Source organism: Psychrobacter sp. Arc29 (assembly GCF_041431175.1).
In the GTDB taxonomy this organism is placed as follows: domain Bacteria; phylum Pseudomonadota; class Gammaproteobacteria; order Pseudomonadales; family Moraxellaceae; genus Psychrobacter.
Genome location: NZ_JASMRR010000009.1, coordinates 70,529 through 85,622 on the forward strand (window position 1 = coordinate 70,529; position 15,094 = coordinate 85,622).

The following is a 15,094-nucleotide window of genomic DNA, read 5'->3' on the forward strand; positions in this document are numbered from 1 at the left end:
TCCTTGACTCCATCAATTAACGCTTATAAGTGATGGTTATGGATCGCTCATACGATACGAATGTTGTTTTATAGCTGACTTATAAAGGTGTTTGATCATATGGATAAGAAAATCAGCAATACTGCAAATATCCCCACCAATAAGACGCAGCATCCATCAACAGCGTTGTATTTGCGTCATGGGCGTACAACTGCTATCGATGACCATAGTGATTTGCAAGTGTTAAAGCGGATTAAGCGATATCTACTGCCAAAAGACTTTGCTATATCGCCTACGCTACTAGAGGAGATAGTCGCCGGCTATGATATTGGCGATCCACTCGCAGATGCTTTGGCCACTAACAATATCCGCTTTGCAAAGCCCCTGCAACAGATTATCAGCGGCGGCGATGATCTAGACCTAAATAGTGACCTCGCAACCAATGCCTCCTTTAATACACTAACCGAACAATTTAGCAATCATCCTGATTGGTTCGATCCCAAACTCGCGCAAATCGGTGCGGTCGCCTATCGACGCTATCCACTGATGCTGATTTGGCTATTGCGTAATGTCGCGCTGATGGCAGGCTATAGCATCCCAGCGCTATCACTACCACTCATTCAAACTGGCGCGTTGATGCACGATGCGCTACCACGGCTTATGCGTACCTATGCCTATATCTTAGCGGTGTCTGAGCATCCACAATCAGATATGAGCATGCGCAATCACTCTCAACCTATCGATCAAGTATTAGCGATTGGCTCTGAGGGCTGGCGACAATCCATCAAAGTACGTCAGATTCATACATTGGTACGGCAAAACTTGCTCAAAGGTAAGGGCAATGCGGCAGCTGGCGTGATAGCAAACGCCGACCAACATCACAATCCTGATGGTAGCTGGAATACCGATTATTGGGGCGTACCGATTAACCAAACCGACATGATTGCCACCCATTTACAGTTTTCATTATTAATTATGCGCGGCCTACGACTGCTCGGCGCTCGTATTAGCCCCGAGGAAGCGGAAGGTATTTTGCACTTATGGAATCTTGCCAGCTACTGGATGGGCGTTGATTTAGAGCGTTTGCCAAAAGATGAAGCGGCTAGCTGGGAATGGCTGTATACCTACCTATCGATACAACAGCTAGACTTTAAGATGGGTCAGCCACTGGCGAAAGCCTTGCATGATCTGCCGCGTCAGTTAATGGGCGAAGACAATCGACGTGGACGCTTTGTGGAGATGGTCAATGCCAGTGTGACGCGCACCTTGGTTGGTGATGATATTGGTGACGGCTTAGCTTTACCAAAATCAAAGATACGATTTGGTGTATTGTCTTCCGTGCCGATTCTTTTTGCCCTTGATACTGCACGGCAGCACAATACAACGGTCGCCCAAAAATTAGAAGCATTTCGTGCCAAACGCCAAGACAATATGAACTGGTGGCTTAAGAAAAATGATGATTATTATAAGTAGATGATATCTATCAGCGTTTGTTTTCTACGCGGTAATACCATTCTAGCTGACGATCGAATCCTGTTTCTAGCAGGTTAGCAATGACACGCCCTGTCAGTCCCCATACTGTCTCACCATCTACTTGCCAACTCGGCGTCAGTATGGTCGCGGTTTGTTCTTGCATTTTATATTCTACCGCATACTCTACCGTTGGCTGGTTGACTAACGACTCTAAATCCGCCCAAAAAATACGTGATATCTCTCCCACTTCAGGAACTAACACCAGACCTGGAGCGATGAGTGCGACAATTGGACGTACGCTCATACCGCTTTTGGACGTTTGGATCGGCAGTTGCCCCAGCAATTGCACTTTATTAGGTGGTAGCGCCGTCTCTTCACAGGCTTCACGTAAAGCGGTCACGACGTTGTTGCCATCACCTATCTCGTGTTTGCCGCCTGCACAGGATACCTCTCCTGCATGGCTGTTCATATGAGCCGCTCGCCGCGTCAATAATATTTTTGGTTTACGCTCATGAGTGATCGCGACTAATATCGATGCATCAGCAATGGGTGTCTGATATAAGCTATCCAAAATACGCGTACTTTGTGAGGTGTTGCCACTCTCATACATCGCCGGACTCGTAAGCGCATTCAATGTCTCCTGTTGCACTCGCTCGGCCAGTTTTCTGAGTGTGGGATGACGAATAAAGCTTGGGACAGCGACGCTAAACTTATTAAAAAAATCAATATTTTCGGGTACGGTCATTATAAAATCCTATGAGTGGTCATCTTCATATTACTCATGAAAATACCAGTGCCAGCATACCAGTATAACCTGTCACTAGTATGGCAGCCTTTCTTATTAATCAGATTATCGCTTTTATAGATGTATCTCATATTTATGCTGTTTCAGACGAATTGCGATTTATTAATGCATCAGCTGACTGCTATGTATATATGCGGCCACTATGATGAACATAAAACGGCTTACCGCTTGTGTATAAGCTTTGTTATATAGACTGAGTCTCTATCCGAGTGAGCCTTTCAACTAAATGACTATTTTTTGCCGCGTCTTTACATTTTTCCAAATCACCCAATGTCTCATACCGTCTGTCTTAGACGGTGATCGCTTTATTAATTAATATTTTCTCAATATCCTTTTTGCTTGGTATTCACTCATGGTAGTAAGTATCATAACTGCATCTTTAAATTACCAAACATTAACCGAGTAATATTTCAAAAAACGCATTTGGGTATTATGATGACTGCTAGCAAGACTATGAGGCGGACATCCTAAAATAGCATTATAAAAATACTGATGCCAGCGTCATAGGATTGCTGTAATAACAATAAACAATACCTTAAAACGAAGGATACAGATTATGACAGACCAAATCGACAACATGATGCCACCTGCTGAATATATCAATGATAACTATAAAGGCTCAGGAAAACTGGCTGACAAGCGCATTTTAATCACTGGCGGAGACAGCGGTATTGGCCGCGCAGTGGCTTTTCATATGGCACGTGAAGGTGCCAAAGTTGCCATCCTTTATCACTCTGATGAGGAGAGCGCGAATGAGACGCGTGAAGGTATTGAAGCAGAAGGCACAGACGCGCTGGTACTGCAGGGTGATACAGCAGATAGTAATAGTTGCAAAGAGGCAGTCGAAGCTGTCGTAGCAAAATGGGGCGGCATTGATGTGCTAGTCAATAACGCTGGTATGCAAAAGCCGTATCATGATTTGTCTGAGGTCAGTGATGAAGACTGGCAACAGCATTTTGATGTCAATATGGCAGGAATGTTTTATGCAACCCGCGCCGCCCTTGAGCATATGAAAGAAGGTGATAGCATCATTAATACCACCTCCGTTAATGCATACGTTGGCAATGATGTATTGGTGCCGTACACCGCAACCAAAGGCGCTATCGTCGGCTACACTCGCGCGTTATCGCAACAACTACTTAGTCGCGGTATTCGCGTCAATCAAGTGGCACCAGGTCCTGTGGTAAGCGAGATTCAACTGGTATTTAAAGACTTTGATAAAGATATTTTAGAATCCATGTCTTCACCAATGGGGCGTATGGGTCAGCCACGTGAGATGGGCGCTGCCTATGTATTTCTTGCTTGCCAAGATAGTAGCTTCGTGACTGGGCAGACCTTGCACATAAACGGAGGTATGATTACCAATGGCTGATATCATGGATTCTCCTGACTCCTCTGACCTGCTATCTGTCTGTTGGGCAGATAGCAATACTCATCGCCGTTGGTTGCTCGCTGAAGGACAACGTTTGCTCGAACATTATGCCAAAGCGCGCGTGCCCTCAGGGTTTGCTACTTTGGGTCACGATGGCAACATGGTAGATGACACTGCAAAGAGCATCATCACTGCGAGGATGGTGCATTGCTATGCGCTAGCGGCACTAATGGGCATACCGGGGGCGGCAACACTTGCTGACCATGGTATAGACGCGTTACTTGATGGCCCATTACGCGACTCGGTACATGGCGGTTGGTTCAGTGATGCTTCTTCAACTCATGAAAACCCATCACGCAAAAACGCCTATTTGCATGCATTTGTCGCGCTTGCTGGCGCTTCTGCTAGCATTGCTGGTCGCCCACGCGGTTCAGAGCTAATGCAAGCTGCGATAGCAATCATCGATCAGCATTTTTGGTTAGAAGATGAACAATCGATGCTGCCCTCTTTTACCGCTGATTGGTCTGATCCTGAAAACTATCGCGGTGCCAATTGCAACATGCATACGACCGAAGCTTGCTTAGCATTGGCAGATGCCACGGGTGAAACGCGTTGGCTAGACCGCGCACTACACTTAGCCAAGCGTTTCGGTCATCATATGCCTAGTAATTACGATGGTCGCCTACCTGAACATTTTGATAGTGGGTGGAATCTGTTGCCCGACTACGATGCGAATGAACCTTCTGATGACCTGCGGCCTTGGGGGCTCACACCTGGTCATTTTGCAGAATGGGCAGGCCTGCTTCTCAAAGTTGAGTCTGCCTGTATCGCACATGGTTATGACGTACCTGATTGGCTGCTACCTGATGCCGTTGCATTATTTGATAGCGCTATCGATCGCGGCTGGGCACCTGACGGTCAGTCCGGCATGGTCTATACCATTGGCTGGGATGATGAGATTTCAATACCAAACCGTCCTTACTGGGTACAGGCTGAGATGGCTAATACCGCACTGATGCTATCGCGCCGTACGGATGACCCGCGCTTTGAGCATTACTATCGCTTAGCTTGGGATTATATTGCCAGTACTTTGATTGATCTTGAGCACGGCGGCTGGCGTCATGAGGTGGATGCAGATGGCAATTTAAGTACTGTCGTATATCCGACGCGCGAAGATCTTTATCATGACTTTCAAGCCACTGTAACGCCATTGATTCCTATCTCTGCATCGGTAGCTGGTGGACTGCGCACACAAATGCTCGAAACAAAAACCCAATTGCTATGACCTACTTTTTATAACCTAATTCATAAGTAGGATATAGCCGATAAACCAGTAACGCTCTGATGGCGATTGAAATGCGCTGTCAGAACGTTTTCGTTGTAATCATAAAAATTAAATAAAATAGCTTTTCTCATTAAAAGTAAAAGGATATCCTCAAAAGTATTTGTCACTATCGCTGCTGTATACAAAAGCAAACATCAGAACGGCAAAAAAACTTTTAAGATAAGTGGACACACAATATTTACTAATAAAGGTAGTTGGTATGAGCTATTGTCTCCAATGCGGTCATAAAGCAGAACGAAAAATCCCACCTACAGATAATATGCCGCGCTTGGTGTGCCCCAATTGTCAATATATCCACTACGAAAACCCAAAGGTTATCTGTGGCTCGCTAGTCGTACACGAAGACAGAGTGCTACTGTGCCGCCGAGCGATCGAGCCGCAATATGGGCTATGGACGATACCTGCAGGTTTTATGGAAAACGGCGAAACCATGGCTGAAGGCGCCGCACGCGAGAGCTACGAAGAAGCTGATGCCATCGTACTAAATCCGCATCTATACTGCATTTATGACCTACCAGATATTGGGCAGATCTACTCTATCTATCTAGCCGATCTAAAAGATGGTGCTTACGGTATTGGCTCAGAAAGCCTTGATTGTGCGCTGTTTAGTGAAGAAGATATTCCATGGGATACGCTCGCCTTTGAAGCCATTCGCCTTACCTTAAAAAACTATTTTGCTGATCGTAAGCAGTACAACGAGTTGTCAGAATTTCCGATCCATCAAGACAAAATCGGCAAAGATTTGAGTATCAAACGGTACTAAGCAAATACTAAATACAAAAAAGCCAAGCGTCATGCTTGGCTTTTTTGTGCTTAACTTTTAATAAAAAACAAACCTAATTGTCTTAGCTCTTAATTCTACATACTTCAAAACCAAGACCTTTCACTGTCTCTTCTTTATCATAAGGTGCTAATACGGCACGTACATGGTTTTGACCTTGCAAATATTGCTTGGCAACACGCTGCAAGTCATCAAGAGTCACGGCTAGGATAGCGGCGCGCATTTTACGTTGCCAGTCAGCACCACGATGATGCAAGTTGGCAAAGCATGCCTTAATCGCCTCCCCTGCAGGAGAGCCCGGTTTATCCATGCCTGAAATAATACCCAAAATCGCTTCTTCTAATTGCTCATCGGTTTGTGGCTCGTTTAAAATCCACTCGATACTGGCCTCAAAATGCTCAAAGGTTTCAGCGCACTGCGGATCGCGGTAACTAAAGAACTTAAACGCACATGCATTGGCGTCATAACCAGCACCGCCGCCATAGGCACCGCCGCGCTCACGAATGGCACTGTGCAAATAGCCATTACGTAGGTAAGGCGCTAATACCATTAATGCAGCAGTATCAGGATGGTCAGCCGCTGGTACGGTATAAGCGCTGGCATTATGATAAACGTTGGTTGGCACTAACCACGCTAAATCTGCAACATCGAGAGCAGTCCCACTTTCTAATGCTTTGACCGCGTCTTTTTCCCCATTTAGCGCGCTATCTAGATGTAGATTTGCAAATTCGCTAGGGATATTTGCTTCAGTATTGGTTATTTTTTCAGCAGTGGTTGCTGCTTTACTGTCTTTCCAACTATCGACGATCAGGCCACTCAAGCGTTCCGTTTGCTCAGCTTCACAGATAATAACGGCATGCTTAGGCAAGCTGATCAAACGTTGATGCAAGTCCATCAAACTGGTCGCTAAATGATCCCACTGTGCATCATCGGTACTGGCATGACCCAAGAACGCTTTGAGTGCGTTGAGTGCTGGTAAACCACTACGTACATATTCTAGCTGCGCTTGACGACTCATACCACGGCTGGCGGTTTGCATTGCATATGAGTGACCAGAACCTGCCAAATTAGATTGCCAGCTGGCTTGACGCTGCTGCAAGATTTCTTTGATACGGTCATGCTCAGTAAAGATACTGTGCTCCATCACTTCTTTGAGCAAATCAATCGCTTCAGGCTTGCGATTGAGTGCACGCGTTGCCACGACAAAGTAGCTGCTAATGGATTGGCTGTCATCCACATGAGTACGCTGACTGATACGCGCGGTCACACCCGAAGAATGTGCGGCTTGCTTAGCCTGCATTTCATGGGCGCTGAGCGAGTCTGTACCCAGCTCAGACAACAAGCTCAGATAAATAGGCAAGAGTGGATGATTGATGACATCATTCACTGGTAGCTCATCTGCGTTGCCATTACCAATGGCTTCAGTCAGCGGTACAATTACCTGATAGTAATAAATACCGTTAGTACCTGCTTCGTACTCAAATAGCGTACTATCTTGTCCGCTTAAACGCACTTGTTTTTGGTTGCCTTCTTTAAAGCTAATATCTGTTGGTACGTCTTCTAGACCTACCTTTGGTAATAAGCTTAAATCATCTGGCGCAGCTTGACGTGCAGCCAAATCTAAGGCTTGTTGCTTCAAGATAGCCTTATCATCAGCGGTCAGATCCATCTCAATGGTATCTAGACGTACTTGCTCCGCTGCCGCTTGGCGCGCTGATTTTTCACTATCTGGCGTCATTGTGACGCGCACACGGTGCTGATTGTCCAGCAGATGCGTTTTGATTAAGTTCGGTAGCCACTGCGGATCGACGACTTGCTCGCGCAACCACTGTAGATGCTCATCCACTTCCCACACATCGATTGGATTACCATCATGAATGGCAGTACTAAAGCCTTCTAGCATCAGGTTTAGACCATAAGGAACGCTATCACCACCGATGTGGCGCTGATCAATTTCAATCTGGTGCAAAATGGTTTCGATTGTCTCGTCATCGACTGGTGAGTTTGCTACCTCAGTTAGCAAGTCGATAATACCCTGCTCTACCGCTTCGGCATGTTCAGGGTTAGAACCGCGCAGTCCCGTATAAAAGACCATTTCATAATGACTGTCATCCAATCCCAATAGTGGGCTTGGTGCTTTACCCAGTGGATGGCTGTCCAAATAAGCACGTAGTGGCGAGCCTGAATGCTCAATCAGTACGCCTTCGAGCAAACGCAGCGCCAAACGCTGCTTAGGATCAGTGATCGATGGCAACAACCAAGCGACCACGTGGTGAGTTTGATCTGGACCGGCTTCATCAGCAGTGTACGTATCAACCGCACTGATAGGTGCAGACAAACGCTGCTCTGGACGCGAGACATGCTTTTTACCTGCTTCGAATTGAATCAAAGCGTCTTCGTGTATTTTCGCTTGTGTCTCAGCAACAGGAATATTACCAAAACTCATGATCACACTATTTGAGGGATGATAGTGACTCTCATGAAAGGCCGTCAGCTCAGTATGTGTCAAGTCAGGAATCTGGGCAGGATCGCCACCTGAATTATAGTGATAAGTCGTCGTTGGGAATAGATGATGCGCAACCGTATGATAAAGCTGATCAATCTCACCGCTCATCGCGCCTTTCATCTCGTTAAAGACGATACCTTTAAACTGCGGCTTATCATTTTCGTCTAGCTCTACGCGGATGCCTTCTTGTGCAAAATCAAGCGGATGGATATTGGGGAAAAACGACGCATCAAGGTACACAGCGAGCAAATTAAAATAGTCGTTTTTATTTTGCGTGGCATACGGATAGGCCGTCCAATCGGCTGCGGTCATCGCATTCATAAACGTATTCAATGAACGTTTAATCATCGAAAAAAACGGATCGCGGACTGGGAATTTTTTAGAGCCACACAATGCGACGTGCTCCAAAATATGCGCCTCACCTTTTGAGTCCATCGGCTGGGTGCGAAAGCCGACTAAAAACGCATTTTCATCACTTGGGTGCGCTAAATGATAATGCATCGCGCCTGTCTTCACATGCTGACTAATCAGCACATCCATCGATAGCGCCTCAATATGGCGATGCTCAATCAGCTCAAATGCTGGATGCAACGTTAGATCAGCAGTAAATGGGGTATCAGTCATAGTTATCCTTATCGCTTACAATGCGTATCGTGTGCCCTGACTATCAGGGTAAATAGAGTGGTAAAAACTATTGAACTATCAGTCGTAAAAATGGCTATTAAAACATTTTGACTTACATTTTCTGAAAAAACTGAATGCTAAAACCCGATATTGGCTTTTGAACTCAATTATGCAGGTATTTATAGTGACTATATTGGCTAAAAAAGAATTGGCTTAGCGCTATTAGTGGGGTTTGGTCGTTGATAAGTCAAGTCAGCAATCAGGCAATACTCTATAGCGTAGTCAACTTTGATATTTTGATCACCAAACATAATTCCAACAAAAGCCACATTCAAATGATGGTCATATCGCTTAACAGAGACCGTTTGCACTGCTAACATGAAGTTCACTACTAATAGGAGCACCTCATGAGCTACCAACATGTTTTACTGGTTACTGACTTATTATCTGATGCGGACAAGGTTGCCCTAAAAACCAAACGTATACTCGCAGGCTCTCCTGAGGCCAGATTGTCTGTCCTGCATATTGTGGAAGACGATATGGTGCGCTTTGGGTATGAATTAGTACCTTCCTCTAGCCTATCAGGCGATGTCCATAATGAAAAATGGCAAAAAGCACGTGCTAAGCTGGCGCAATTTTTGGAGCGCAACGAGCTAGAAGCAGTCAACTCTGAGGTGACGGCTGCTATTTCTAACAGTAAAGGCATTGTTGACTACTGCCATGAAAAAGAGGTCGACTTACTCATTATTGGACGTCATGAACGTCACGGTATCGCTGCTTGGCTAGTCGGTGCAACTGCCGATAGTATCTTGCCAAACGTCCCTTGCGACAGCCTAGTCGTCAAGCTTGATGAGCCAGTATCAGAATAAGGAGTCTAGCTGATCATTCGAGTTAACCTGTTATTTGTTAGCGCTGCACTAGAGTTTTATTCTATATCAAAGTCTATGTCGCAAAGATAGACAAGCATTACTTAACAGCGCTCTATAGTAGTGCTATAGTAAATACTATCTGACATGAGGAAGACGTTATGAGTTACGAACATATTTTACTGGTCACTGACTTACTCTCTGATGCGGATATCGTCGCGCAAAAAGCCAAGCGCATTGTCGAAAATCGCCCAGGGTCTAAGTTATCCGTTCTGCATATCGTCAAAGATACGATGGTGGGTTTTGGCTATGAGCTGGTGCCTGCGTCAAGTCTTTATGATGAGATTGATGACGAGCGCTGTCAAGAAGCACGCGCCAAGCTGGCACAGTTCCTTGAGCGTAACCAGCTCAATGCAGCGACGTCAGAAGTCACCACTGCCATCTCTAGCAGTGAAGGTATCGTCAGCTACTGTCATAAACACGACGTCGATCTATTGGTCATCGGTCGCCATAAGCGCACTGGTATTGCGGCATGGATCAGCGGCGCAACAGCAGATAATATCTTACCCAACGTACCTTGCGACAGTTTTGTGGTGAGACTGGATAAACCAGTTTCGACGTAAAACCTCACTTTGGCTATATGAGATTATTCATTAAAAATAAGCGCAGTATCATGATTGATGCTGCGCTTTTTGTTTACTACTACTTCTAAATCATAAAACTTACCCTTGTTGAATAATGTCTATAAACGTCTGCCATATGGGGATTTGGTGACGGGCTTTGTGCCAGACCAGCCACCATGTCCGCGACAAATCAATCCCCGCGACCTGCACTTGTACCAGCTCACCTGCTACAAGTTCTGTCTCGATCACATGCTGTGATAGACAACCAAGACCAATATCTGCACTCACCATATGCTTGATGGCTTCTGATTGGTGTATGGCCTTTACCACTTCTGCATTGGGCAAATATTTTAGTAATTGCTCATCGATAATCTGCCGTGTACCCGACCCTGTCTCACGTACGAGTAGCGGCAACTGCGCTAACTGATTAATAGTCAGCTGATAGCAGCCCTCATCTTCGCTATAGGTAGCGACGTTCTTTAGCCATTTGCTATCGCGTTTGGCAAATATCATCAGCGTATCCGTGCGCCATTCGCGCTGCTCAATGGCTTTCATATCTATCGGACGCGGCATCCCTTCTACTAAAGCAATATCGATATTGAGCTGCTCAACCTCACTCACTACCTCTTGAGTATTAGCAATATACATATCGACGTTGGCATCAGGTAGCGCTTCATATAGCTTGCCAAGCAATGATGGCAGCACGTAATTGCCAATCGTGGTACTCGCCCCGATATGAATCTGCCCGGCCTGATACTGATGATAATGCTCAAGCGTGAGCGATTGCCCTAAGATCGCCTGAGCTTGTACATAGATAGGATGGGCATTGGGATGCTGATTAAGCCTGCGACCGACTCGCTCAAACAGCGGCATCTGTAATCTAGACTCAAGCTCTGTCAGCGCACTACTGACCGCTGACTGTGACAGGTGCAGCACTTCACTGGCGCGGCTGGTACTGCCTGTCTGATAAATACTGACAAAAACAGCGAGCTGCTTAAGTGTAATCTTTGGCAATGTCTGTACTGATTTTTTCATTATATTGATGATGCCTTTTGTCAGTTTTTTAATCTGTCCTATCGAATAGGCTTGTCTCTAATCGATATTCATACTTTTGGTATCGATTACCACAATGGTCGTTAACCTATAAAATCGATAATTTATATCTTATCAATCTGTTTTTATTATAAATGTATCGGGCATATACTGTCTATTCATAAGCTTATGCTTATTTTAATATCAGTAACAGGATATGCCCCTTATGCATACACTAGCCAAATCAGTCAGTCGCTCAGTGAGTAACTACATTCCAAGCCAACGCCACTTGGCTGGTCTGATTGTGGTGCTGATCGGTGGTTTGTTTTGCTTATGGTTAAACACGAGTTTGGATGTGTGGTCAAACGGGCGTATCGTTGGCTTATCCTCTTTAACGCTCGCGATCTTGCTGGGTATGATCTTGGGCAATACTATTTATCCCAAGTTTACTGAGCGTCTAAACGGCGGCGTTTGCTTTGCCAAGGGTCAGATTTTACGCCTCGCGATTATGTTTTATGGATTCAAGTTGACCATGACACAAGTAGCAAACGTTGGTATGCCAGCCATTATGACTGATGCGCTCGTACTGACGTCGACCTTTCTACTGACCTATTGGCTAGGTACTAGATGGTTAAAAGTTGATAAAGAAACGGTCATTTTGATTGGCTCAGGCGCAAGTATTTGCGGTGCTGCTGCCGTTATCGCCGCAGAGCCAGTGGTCAACGCGCAAGCCCACAAAGTTACCATCGCTGTGGCAACGGTCGTGGTATTTGGTACTATCGCGATGCTGCTCTACCCTTTTTTATATCAGCTTGGTTGGTTACAGCCTTGGCTCAGCGCCGAGCAGTACGGCATGTACACTGGCTCAACCGTACATGAGGTGGCGCAAGTCGTGGTCGCAGGCAATGCAATCAATACTGAGATTGGTGATACTGCAGTCGTGACCAAGATGATACGCGTTATGATGCTCGCGCCTTTCTTGCTCGTATTATCGTTTGCGCTAACCAAAGATCGCACCGTAGATAATGCCGCTATGGAAGATGAGAGTAGTAAAAACGAGACAGCGTCATTTATGAGCCGCGTTAAGCAAGTCAAAGTGCCATGGTTTGCGTTTATTTTTATCGGTATTGTCTTATTGCATACTTGGATACCGATGTCTAAAAGTATCGAGCAAAGCATGATTATGCTAGATGATATATTGCTGACGATGGCGATGTTTGCGCTAGGTTTGACTACTCATCTAAGTGCGATTAAGCAAGCTGGTGTCAAACCTTTGATTTTAGGAGCGGCGATGTTTGGCTGGTTAATACTGGGCGGTGGTCTGATCAATATCGGTATTGGCTTTATATAATAAGCCAATTGCTCACGCTTATTTACTTACATCATTATCCCATACAAAAATGCCTCTAACTATCCATATAGTCGGAGGCATTTTTACATCTGTCGTTTCATTTAGCATCAAATAACAGACGAAAAAAAACGAACCCAAAGGCTCGTTTTTCTACATCTTTTCATCTATCTGTCTATAAAGACAAATTAGATAGCAACGATGTTATGTGCTTGTGGGCCTTTTTGGCCTTGAGTTACAGTGAACTCAACTTCTTGGCCTTCAGCCAAAGTTTTGAAACCTGAACCAGTGATTTCGCTGTAATGAGCAAAAACGTCTGCGCCAGTTTCTGGAGCGATAAAACCAAAGCCTTTAGCTTCGTTGAACCACTTAACTGTACCTTTTTGAACGTCTGACATAGTATAATCCTACTTTTAAATTTATTAATGGTCTAGTGACCGGTAACGCTTGCAAATAGCTACTGAACGATAAATATTAAAACGAAGGATTATAACTAATACTACGAGGTAATGATTTGGTGCAGAACTGCTCTTAAGCTTGGGCGTATTATAAGGGGTACATTCTAGTATCGCAAGCCTTATCTCACTTTTAGTGTAACAAACGCCATTTATTGACTAGTTTTAGCTAAAAACACCAATGATTTAGGCGTTTGGCAAGCGGAACAAATATATGGCCACCCCGCTACATGCGGCTGCTACCACCCATGCTATCCACATCATATCGGCAGGCAAGCGGTAAAATAACATCGCTGTTGACGCTGCCATCATGACGGTTGCCAAAACCTTGGCATACAGCGGCACGGCATGATTGTTTTCCCAATCCCGCACAAACTTGCCAAAATACTTATGATTGATCAGCCAAAAATGAAAGCGCTTGGAGCTACGTGCCCAGCAGCCTGCGGCCAATAGTATAAAAGGGGCGGTCGGCATCACAGGTAGTAATATACCAATAATACCCAATACAAAAAATATCCAGCCAAGCGTCACGAAGGTCCAGCGCATCATTGGACTTTTGGATTGCTTGGTATTGGGCCTATGATAAAACGCTTTTTTATTATTGGTCATGACAGTCGTATCGTATGGTTAACAGAGGTAGTAAGGGAAAGGACATCAATACATAGGGTTGATATCACTATAGATTAAGCTCTCATCATGCATCAGACATTGTGAGCAAACAAGATTACTTTTGCGTCTTTAGTTTGTGTTTTGTTTCCTTGATTAAATGGCTTCTTTAATTCAACAATCATCGATAATCTATTCATATAGTAGTAGATATTTGTCTTACTTTTAGGCATAATTCACAAATCCTCTAAAATGTATCTTTATGTAACAATCGATAATCATTAACCACGAGTCAGATTTTTATATATAGCCAATCCAAGATAATTTTAGAGATGGTCTTATTAGACGGGTGGTATAACGGCTGATTTTTCTCAGTTATATGCTGTATCCGATGTTGTCTGCCCTTTATTACTCACTTCTCTTCATCACTTATTGGGATTGTTATGATTCATTTTTCTAAAAAAACAGCTACCCTGTCTCTTGCGCTCGCAGCTATCACGCTCTTTAGTGGTTGTGCGACCACCACCAGTCCTGAGGCGCGCTCAGCTTATGACAAGACTCAGCAGTCTTTAAAATCTCAGCCTGTGAGTATCGTTAGTGATGGTTGCCTGATTCGTGTGGAAATGGGTAAAAATGACATTTTGTATCAGCAATCAGATGCCACATCTGTAGCGATGATGCATACCGTTGAGGAAGCCCTGGTCGAAAAAGGACTGCGTGTGACCCGTACTACCGCACCATTTGTCTGTGGTACACAGACTAAGGAAGTACTGACCAAAATGGATATCTTGACCACTGCGGATAGCAAAGATGTGCTAAATACTGACTACCCTATCCTAAGTGCTGATAATACGTTCGATGGTCTCACCAATCAGGCCTATCTCAATCTATTCCAAGCTTTAGACAGCGACACGCGTAAAATGGCTGAAAAATCTAAAGGCGCAAGTGTGGACTTAGGGCTAGATAAGAACAGCTTAGACCTCATTCGCAAATTAGAAGATACGGATAAAGTCTTTGTGTCAATGGTCACAGGTTCAAAACCTTCTTTTGGCTACTCGATGGCAATGGGTGTCACCACTGCAGTTGCGACAGGTGGCACTGGCTTTGCAACACCAAAAACAGGTCAAGTTCATGGCCTATACTTAGTCAATCTAAAAACCAATCAGATTGAAATGGGTAAAGAAACACCATTCGCCACTCAAGTCTTTAAAATGCCGATCCAAGAACGCCTTGCTTACAAAGGGTTGCTTGCACCATTGTATGATAACTAAGCATGAAT

13 protein-coding genes are annotated in these 15,094 nt (G+C 44.8%); 8 read left to right on the forward strand and 5 right to left on the reverse strand.

Features of this window, described 5'->3' with window-relative positions; all coding sequences use genetic code 11:
- Positions 1-99: 99 nt before the first annotated feature.
- The gene (locus QO189_RS12070) at positions 100-1,452 is read left to right on the forward strand and encodes an oxygenase MpaB family protein (protein WP_371532896.1); all 1,353 of its coding nucleotides are present in this window, start codon (positions 100-102) and stop codon (positions 1,450-1,452) included.
- Positions 1,453-1,462: 10 nt separating this feature from the next.
- Here the strand turns inward: QO189_RS12070 and QO189_RS12075 are convergent, their stop codons facing one another.
- Positions 1,463-2,197: a CoA pyrophosphatase gene (locus QO189_RS12075; protein WP_371532897.1), complete on the reverse strand. Its 735-nt coding sequence runs from the start codon at positions 2,195-2,197 to the stop codon at positions 1,463-1,465.
- A gap of 616 nt (positions 2,198-2,813) precedes the next feature.
- Here QO189_RS12075 and QO189_RS12080 point away from each other — a divergent pair.
- The 3 genes from QO189_RS12080 to QO189_RS12090 all read left to right on the forward strand — a co-directional run bounded on the left by QO189_RS12080 (position 2,814) and on the right by QO189_RS12090 (position 5,737).
- Positions 2,814-3,629 carry an SDR family oxidoreductase gene (locus QO189_RS12080; protein WP_371532898.1) on the forward strand — a complete coding sequence of 272 codons (816 nt, stop codon included), beginning with the start codon at positions 2,814-2,816 and terminating at the stop codon, positions 3,627-3,629.
- 4 nt (positions 3,630-3,633) lie between these two features.
- Positions 3,634-4,914 (forward strand): AGE family epimerase/isomerase, encoded by a 1,281-nt coding sequence (locus QO189_RS12085; protein WP_371532899.1) that lies wholly within the window; start codon positions 3,634-3,636, stop codon positions 4,912-4,914.
- 259 nt (positions 4,915-5,173) lie between these two features.
- On the forward strand, positions 5,174-5,737 hold the full coding sequence (locus QO189_RS12090; RefSeq protein WP_371532900.1) for an NUDIX hydrolase: 564 nt from the start codon (positions 5,174-5,176) through the stop codon (positions 5,735-5,737).
- A gap of 82 nt (positions 5,738-5,819) precedes the next feature.
- Here QO189_RS12090 and QO189_RS12095 read toward each other — a convergent pair whose 3' ends face one another.
- A complete protein-coding gene (locus QO189_RS12095; protein WP_371532901.1) occupies positions 5,820-8,885 on the reverse strand; it encodes an insulinase family protein in 3,066 nt (1,021 codons plus the stop codon).
- A 407-nt stretch (positions 8,886-9,292) separates the two neighbouring features.
- On the opposite strand from QO189_RS12095, the gene QO189_RS12100 reads away from it, so the two are divergent.
- Together QO189_RS12100 and QO189_RS12105 are read left to right on the forward strand one after the other, a co-directional pair.
- Positions 9,293-9,754, forward strand: a complete 462-nt coding sequence (locus QO189_RS12100; protein WP_238038841.1) for a universal stress protein — start codon at positions 9,293-9,295, stop codon at positions 9,752-9,754.
- 158 nt (positions 9,755-9,912) lie between these two features.
- On the forward strand, positions 9,913-10,374 hold the full coding sequence (locus QO189_RS12105; protein WP_058025444.1) for a universal stress protein: 462 nt from the start codon (positions 9,913-9,915) through the stop codon (positions 10,372-10,374).
- Positions 10,375-10,473: 99 nt separating this feature from the next.
- Here QO189_RS12105 and QO189_RS12110 read toward each other — a convergent pair whose 3' ends face one another.
- On the reverse strand, positions 10,474-11,409 hold the full coding sequence (locus QO189_RS12110) for a LysR substrate-binding domain-containing protein (RefSeq protein WP_371532902.1): 936 nt from the start codon (positions 11,407-11,409) through the stop codon (positions 10,474-10,476).
- Between the two features lie 223 nt (positions 11,410-11,632).
- Between QO189_RS12110 and QO189_RS12115 the strand changes: the two genes are divergently transcribed.
- Entirely contained in the window at positions 11,633-12,757 is a 1,125-nt protein-coding gene (locus QO189_RS12115; RefSeq protein WP_371532903.1) for a YeiH family protein, read from the forward strand.
- A gap of 185 nt (positions 12,758-12,942) precedes the next feature.
- On the opposite strand, the gene QO189_RS12120 is transcribed toward QO189_RS12115, so the two are convergent.
- Positions 12,943-13,152 (reverse strand): cold-shock protein, encoded by a 210-nt coding sequence (locus QO189_RS12120; RefSeq protein ID WP_045453470.1) that lies wholly within the window; start codon positions 13,150-13,152, stop codon positions 12,943-12,945.
- Positions 13,153-13,395: 243 nt separating this feature from the next.
- The gene (locus tag QO189_RS12125) at positions 13,396-13,818 is read right to left on the reverse strand and encodes a YbaN family protein (RefSeq protein WP_371532904.1); all 423 of its coding nucleotides are present in this window, start codon (positions 13,816-13,818) and stop codon (positions 13,396-13,398) included.
- Positions 13,819-14,258: 440 nt separating this feature from the next.
- On the opposite strand from QO189_RS12125, the gene QO189_RS12130 reads away from it, so the two are divergent.
- A complete protein-coding gene (locus QO189_RS12130; RefSeq protein ID WP_371532905.1) occupies positions 14,259-15,086 on the forward strand; it encodes a hypothetical protein in 828 nt (275 codons plus the stop codon).
- The last annotated feature ends 8 nt before the right edge of the window (positions 15,087-15,094 follow it).

Coding starts and splice junctions, on each gene's coding strand:
- QO189_RS12070 (WP_371532896.1), top strand. CDS start 100: ATGGATAAGAAAATCAGCAATACTGCAAATATCCCCACCAATAAGACG.
- QO189_RS12075 (WP_371532897.1), bottom strand. CDS start 2,197: ATGACCGTACCCGAAAATATTGATTTTTTTAATAAGTTTAGCGTCGCT.
- QO189_RS12080 (WP_371532898.1), top strand. CDS start 2,814: ATGACAGACCAAATCGACAACATGATGCCACCTGCTGAATATATCAAT.
- QO189_RS12085 (WP_371532899.1), top strand. CDS start 3,634: ATGGATTCTCCTGACTCCTCTGACCTGCTATCTGTCTGTTGGGCAGAT.
- QO189_RS12090 (WP_371532900.1), top strand. CDS start 5,174: ATGAGCTATTGTCTCCAATGCGGTCATAAAGCAGAACGAAAAATCCCA.
- QO189_RS12095 (WP_371532901.1), bottom strand. CDS start 8,885: ATGACTGATACCCCATTTACTGCTGATCTAACGTTGCATCCAGCATTT.
- QO189_RS12100 (WP_238038841.1), top strand. CDS start 9,293: ATGAGCTACCAACATGTTTTACTGGTTACTGACTTATTATCTGATGCG.
- QO189_RS12105 (WP_058025444.1), top strand. CDS start 9,913: ATGAGTTACGAACATATTTTACTGGTCACTGACTTACTCTCTGATGCG.
- QO189_RS12110 (WP_371532902.1), bottom strand. CDS start 11,409: ATGAAAAAATCAGTACAGACATTGCCAAAGATTACACTTAAGCAGCTC.
- QO189_RS12115 (WP_371532903.1), top strand. CDS start 11,633: ATGCATACACTAGCCAAATCAGTCAGTCGCTCAGTGAGTAACTACATT.
- QO189_RS12120 (WP_045453470.1), bottom strand. CDS start 13,152: ATGTCAGACGTTCAAAAAGGTACAGTTAAGTGGTTCAACGAAGCTAAA.
- QO189_RS12125 (WP_371532904.1), bottom strand. CDS start 13,818: ATGACCAATAATAAAAAAGCGTTTTATCATAGGCCCAATACCAAGCAA.
- QO189_RS12130 (WP_371532905.1), top strand. CDS start 14,259: ATGATTCATTTTTCTAAAAAAACAGCTACCCTGTCTCTTGCGCTCGCA.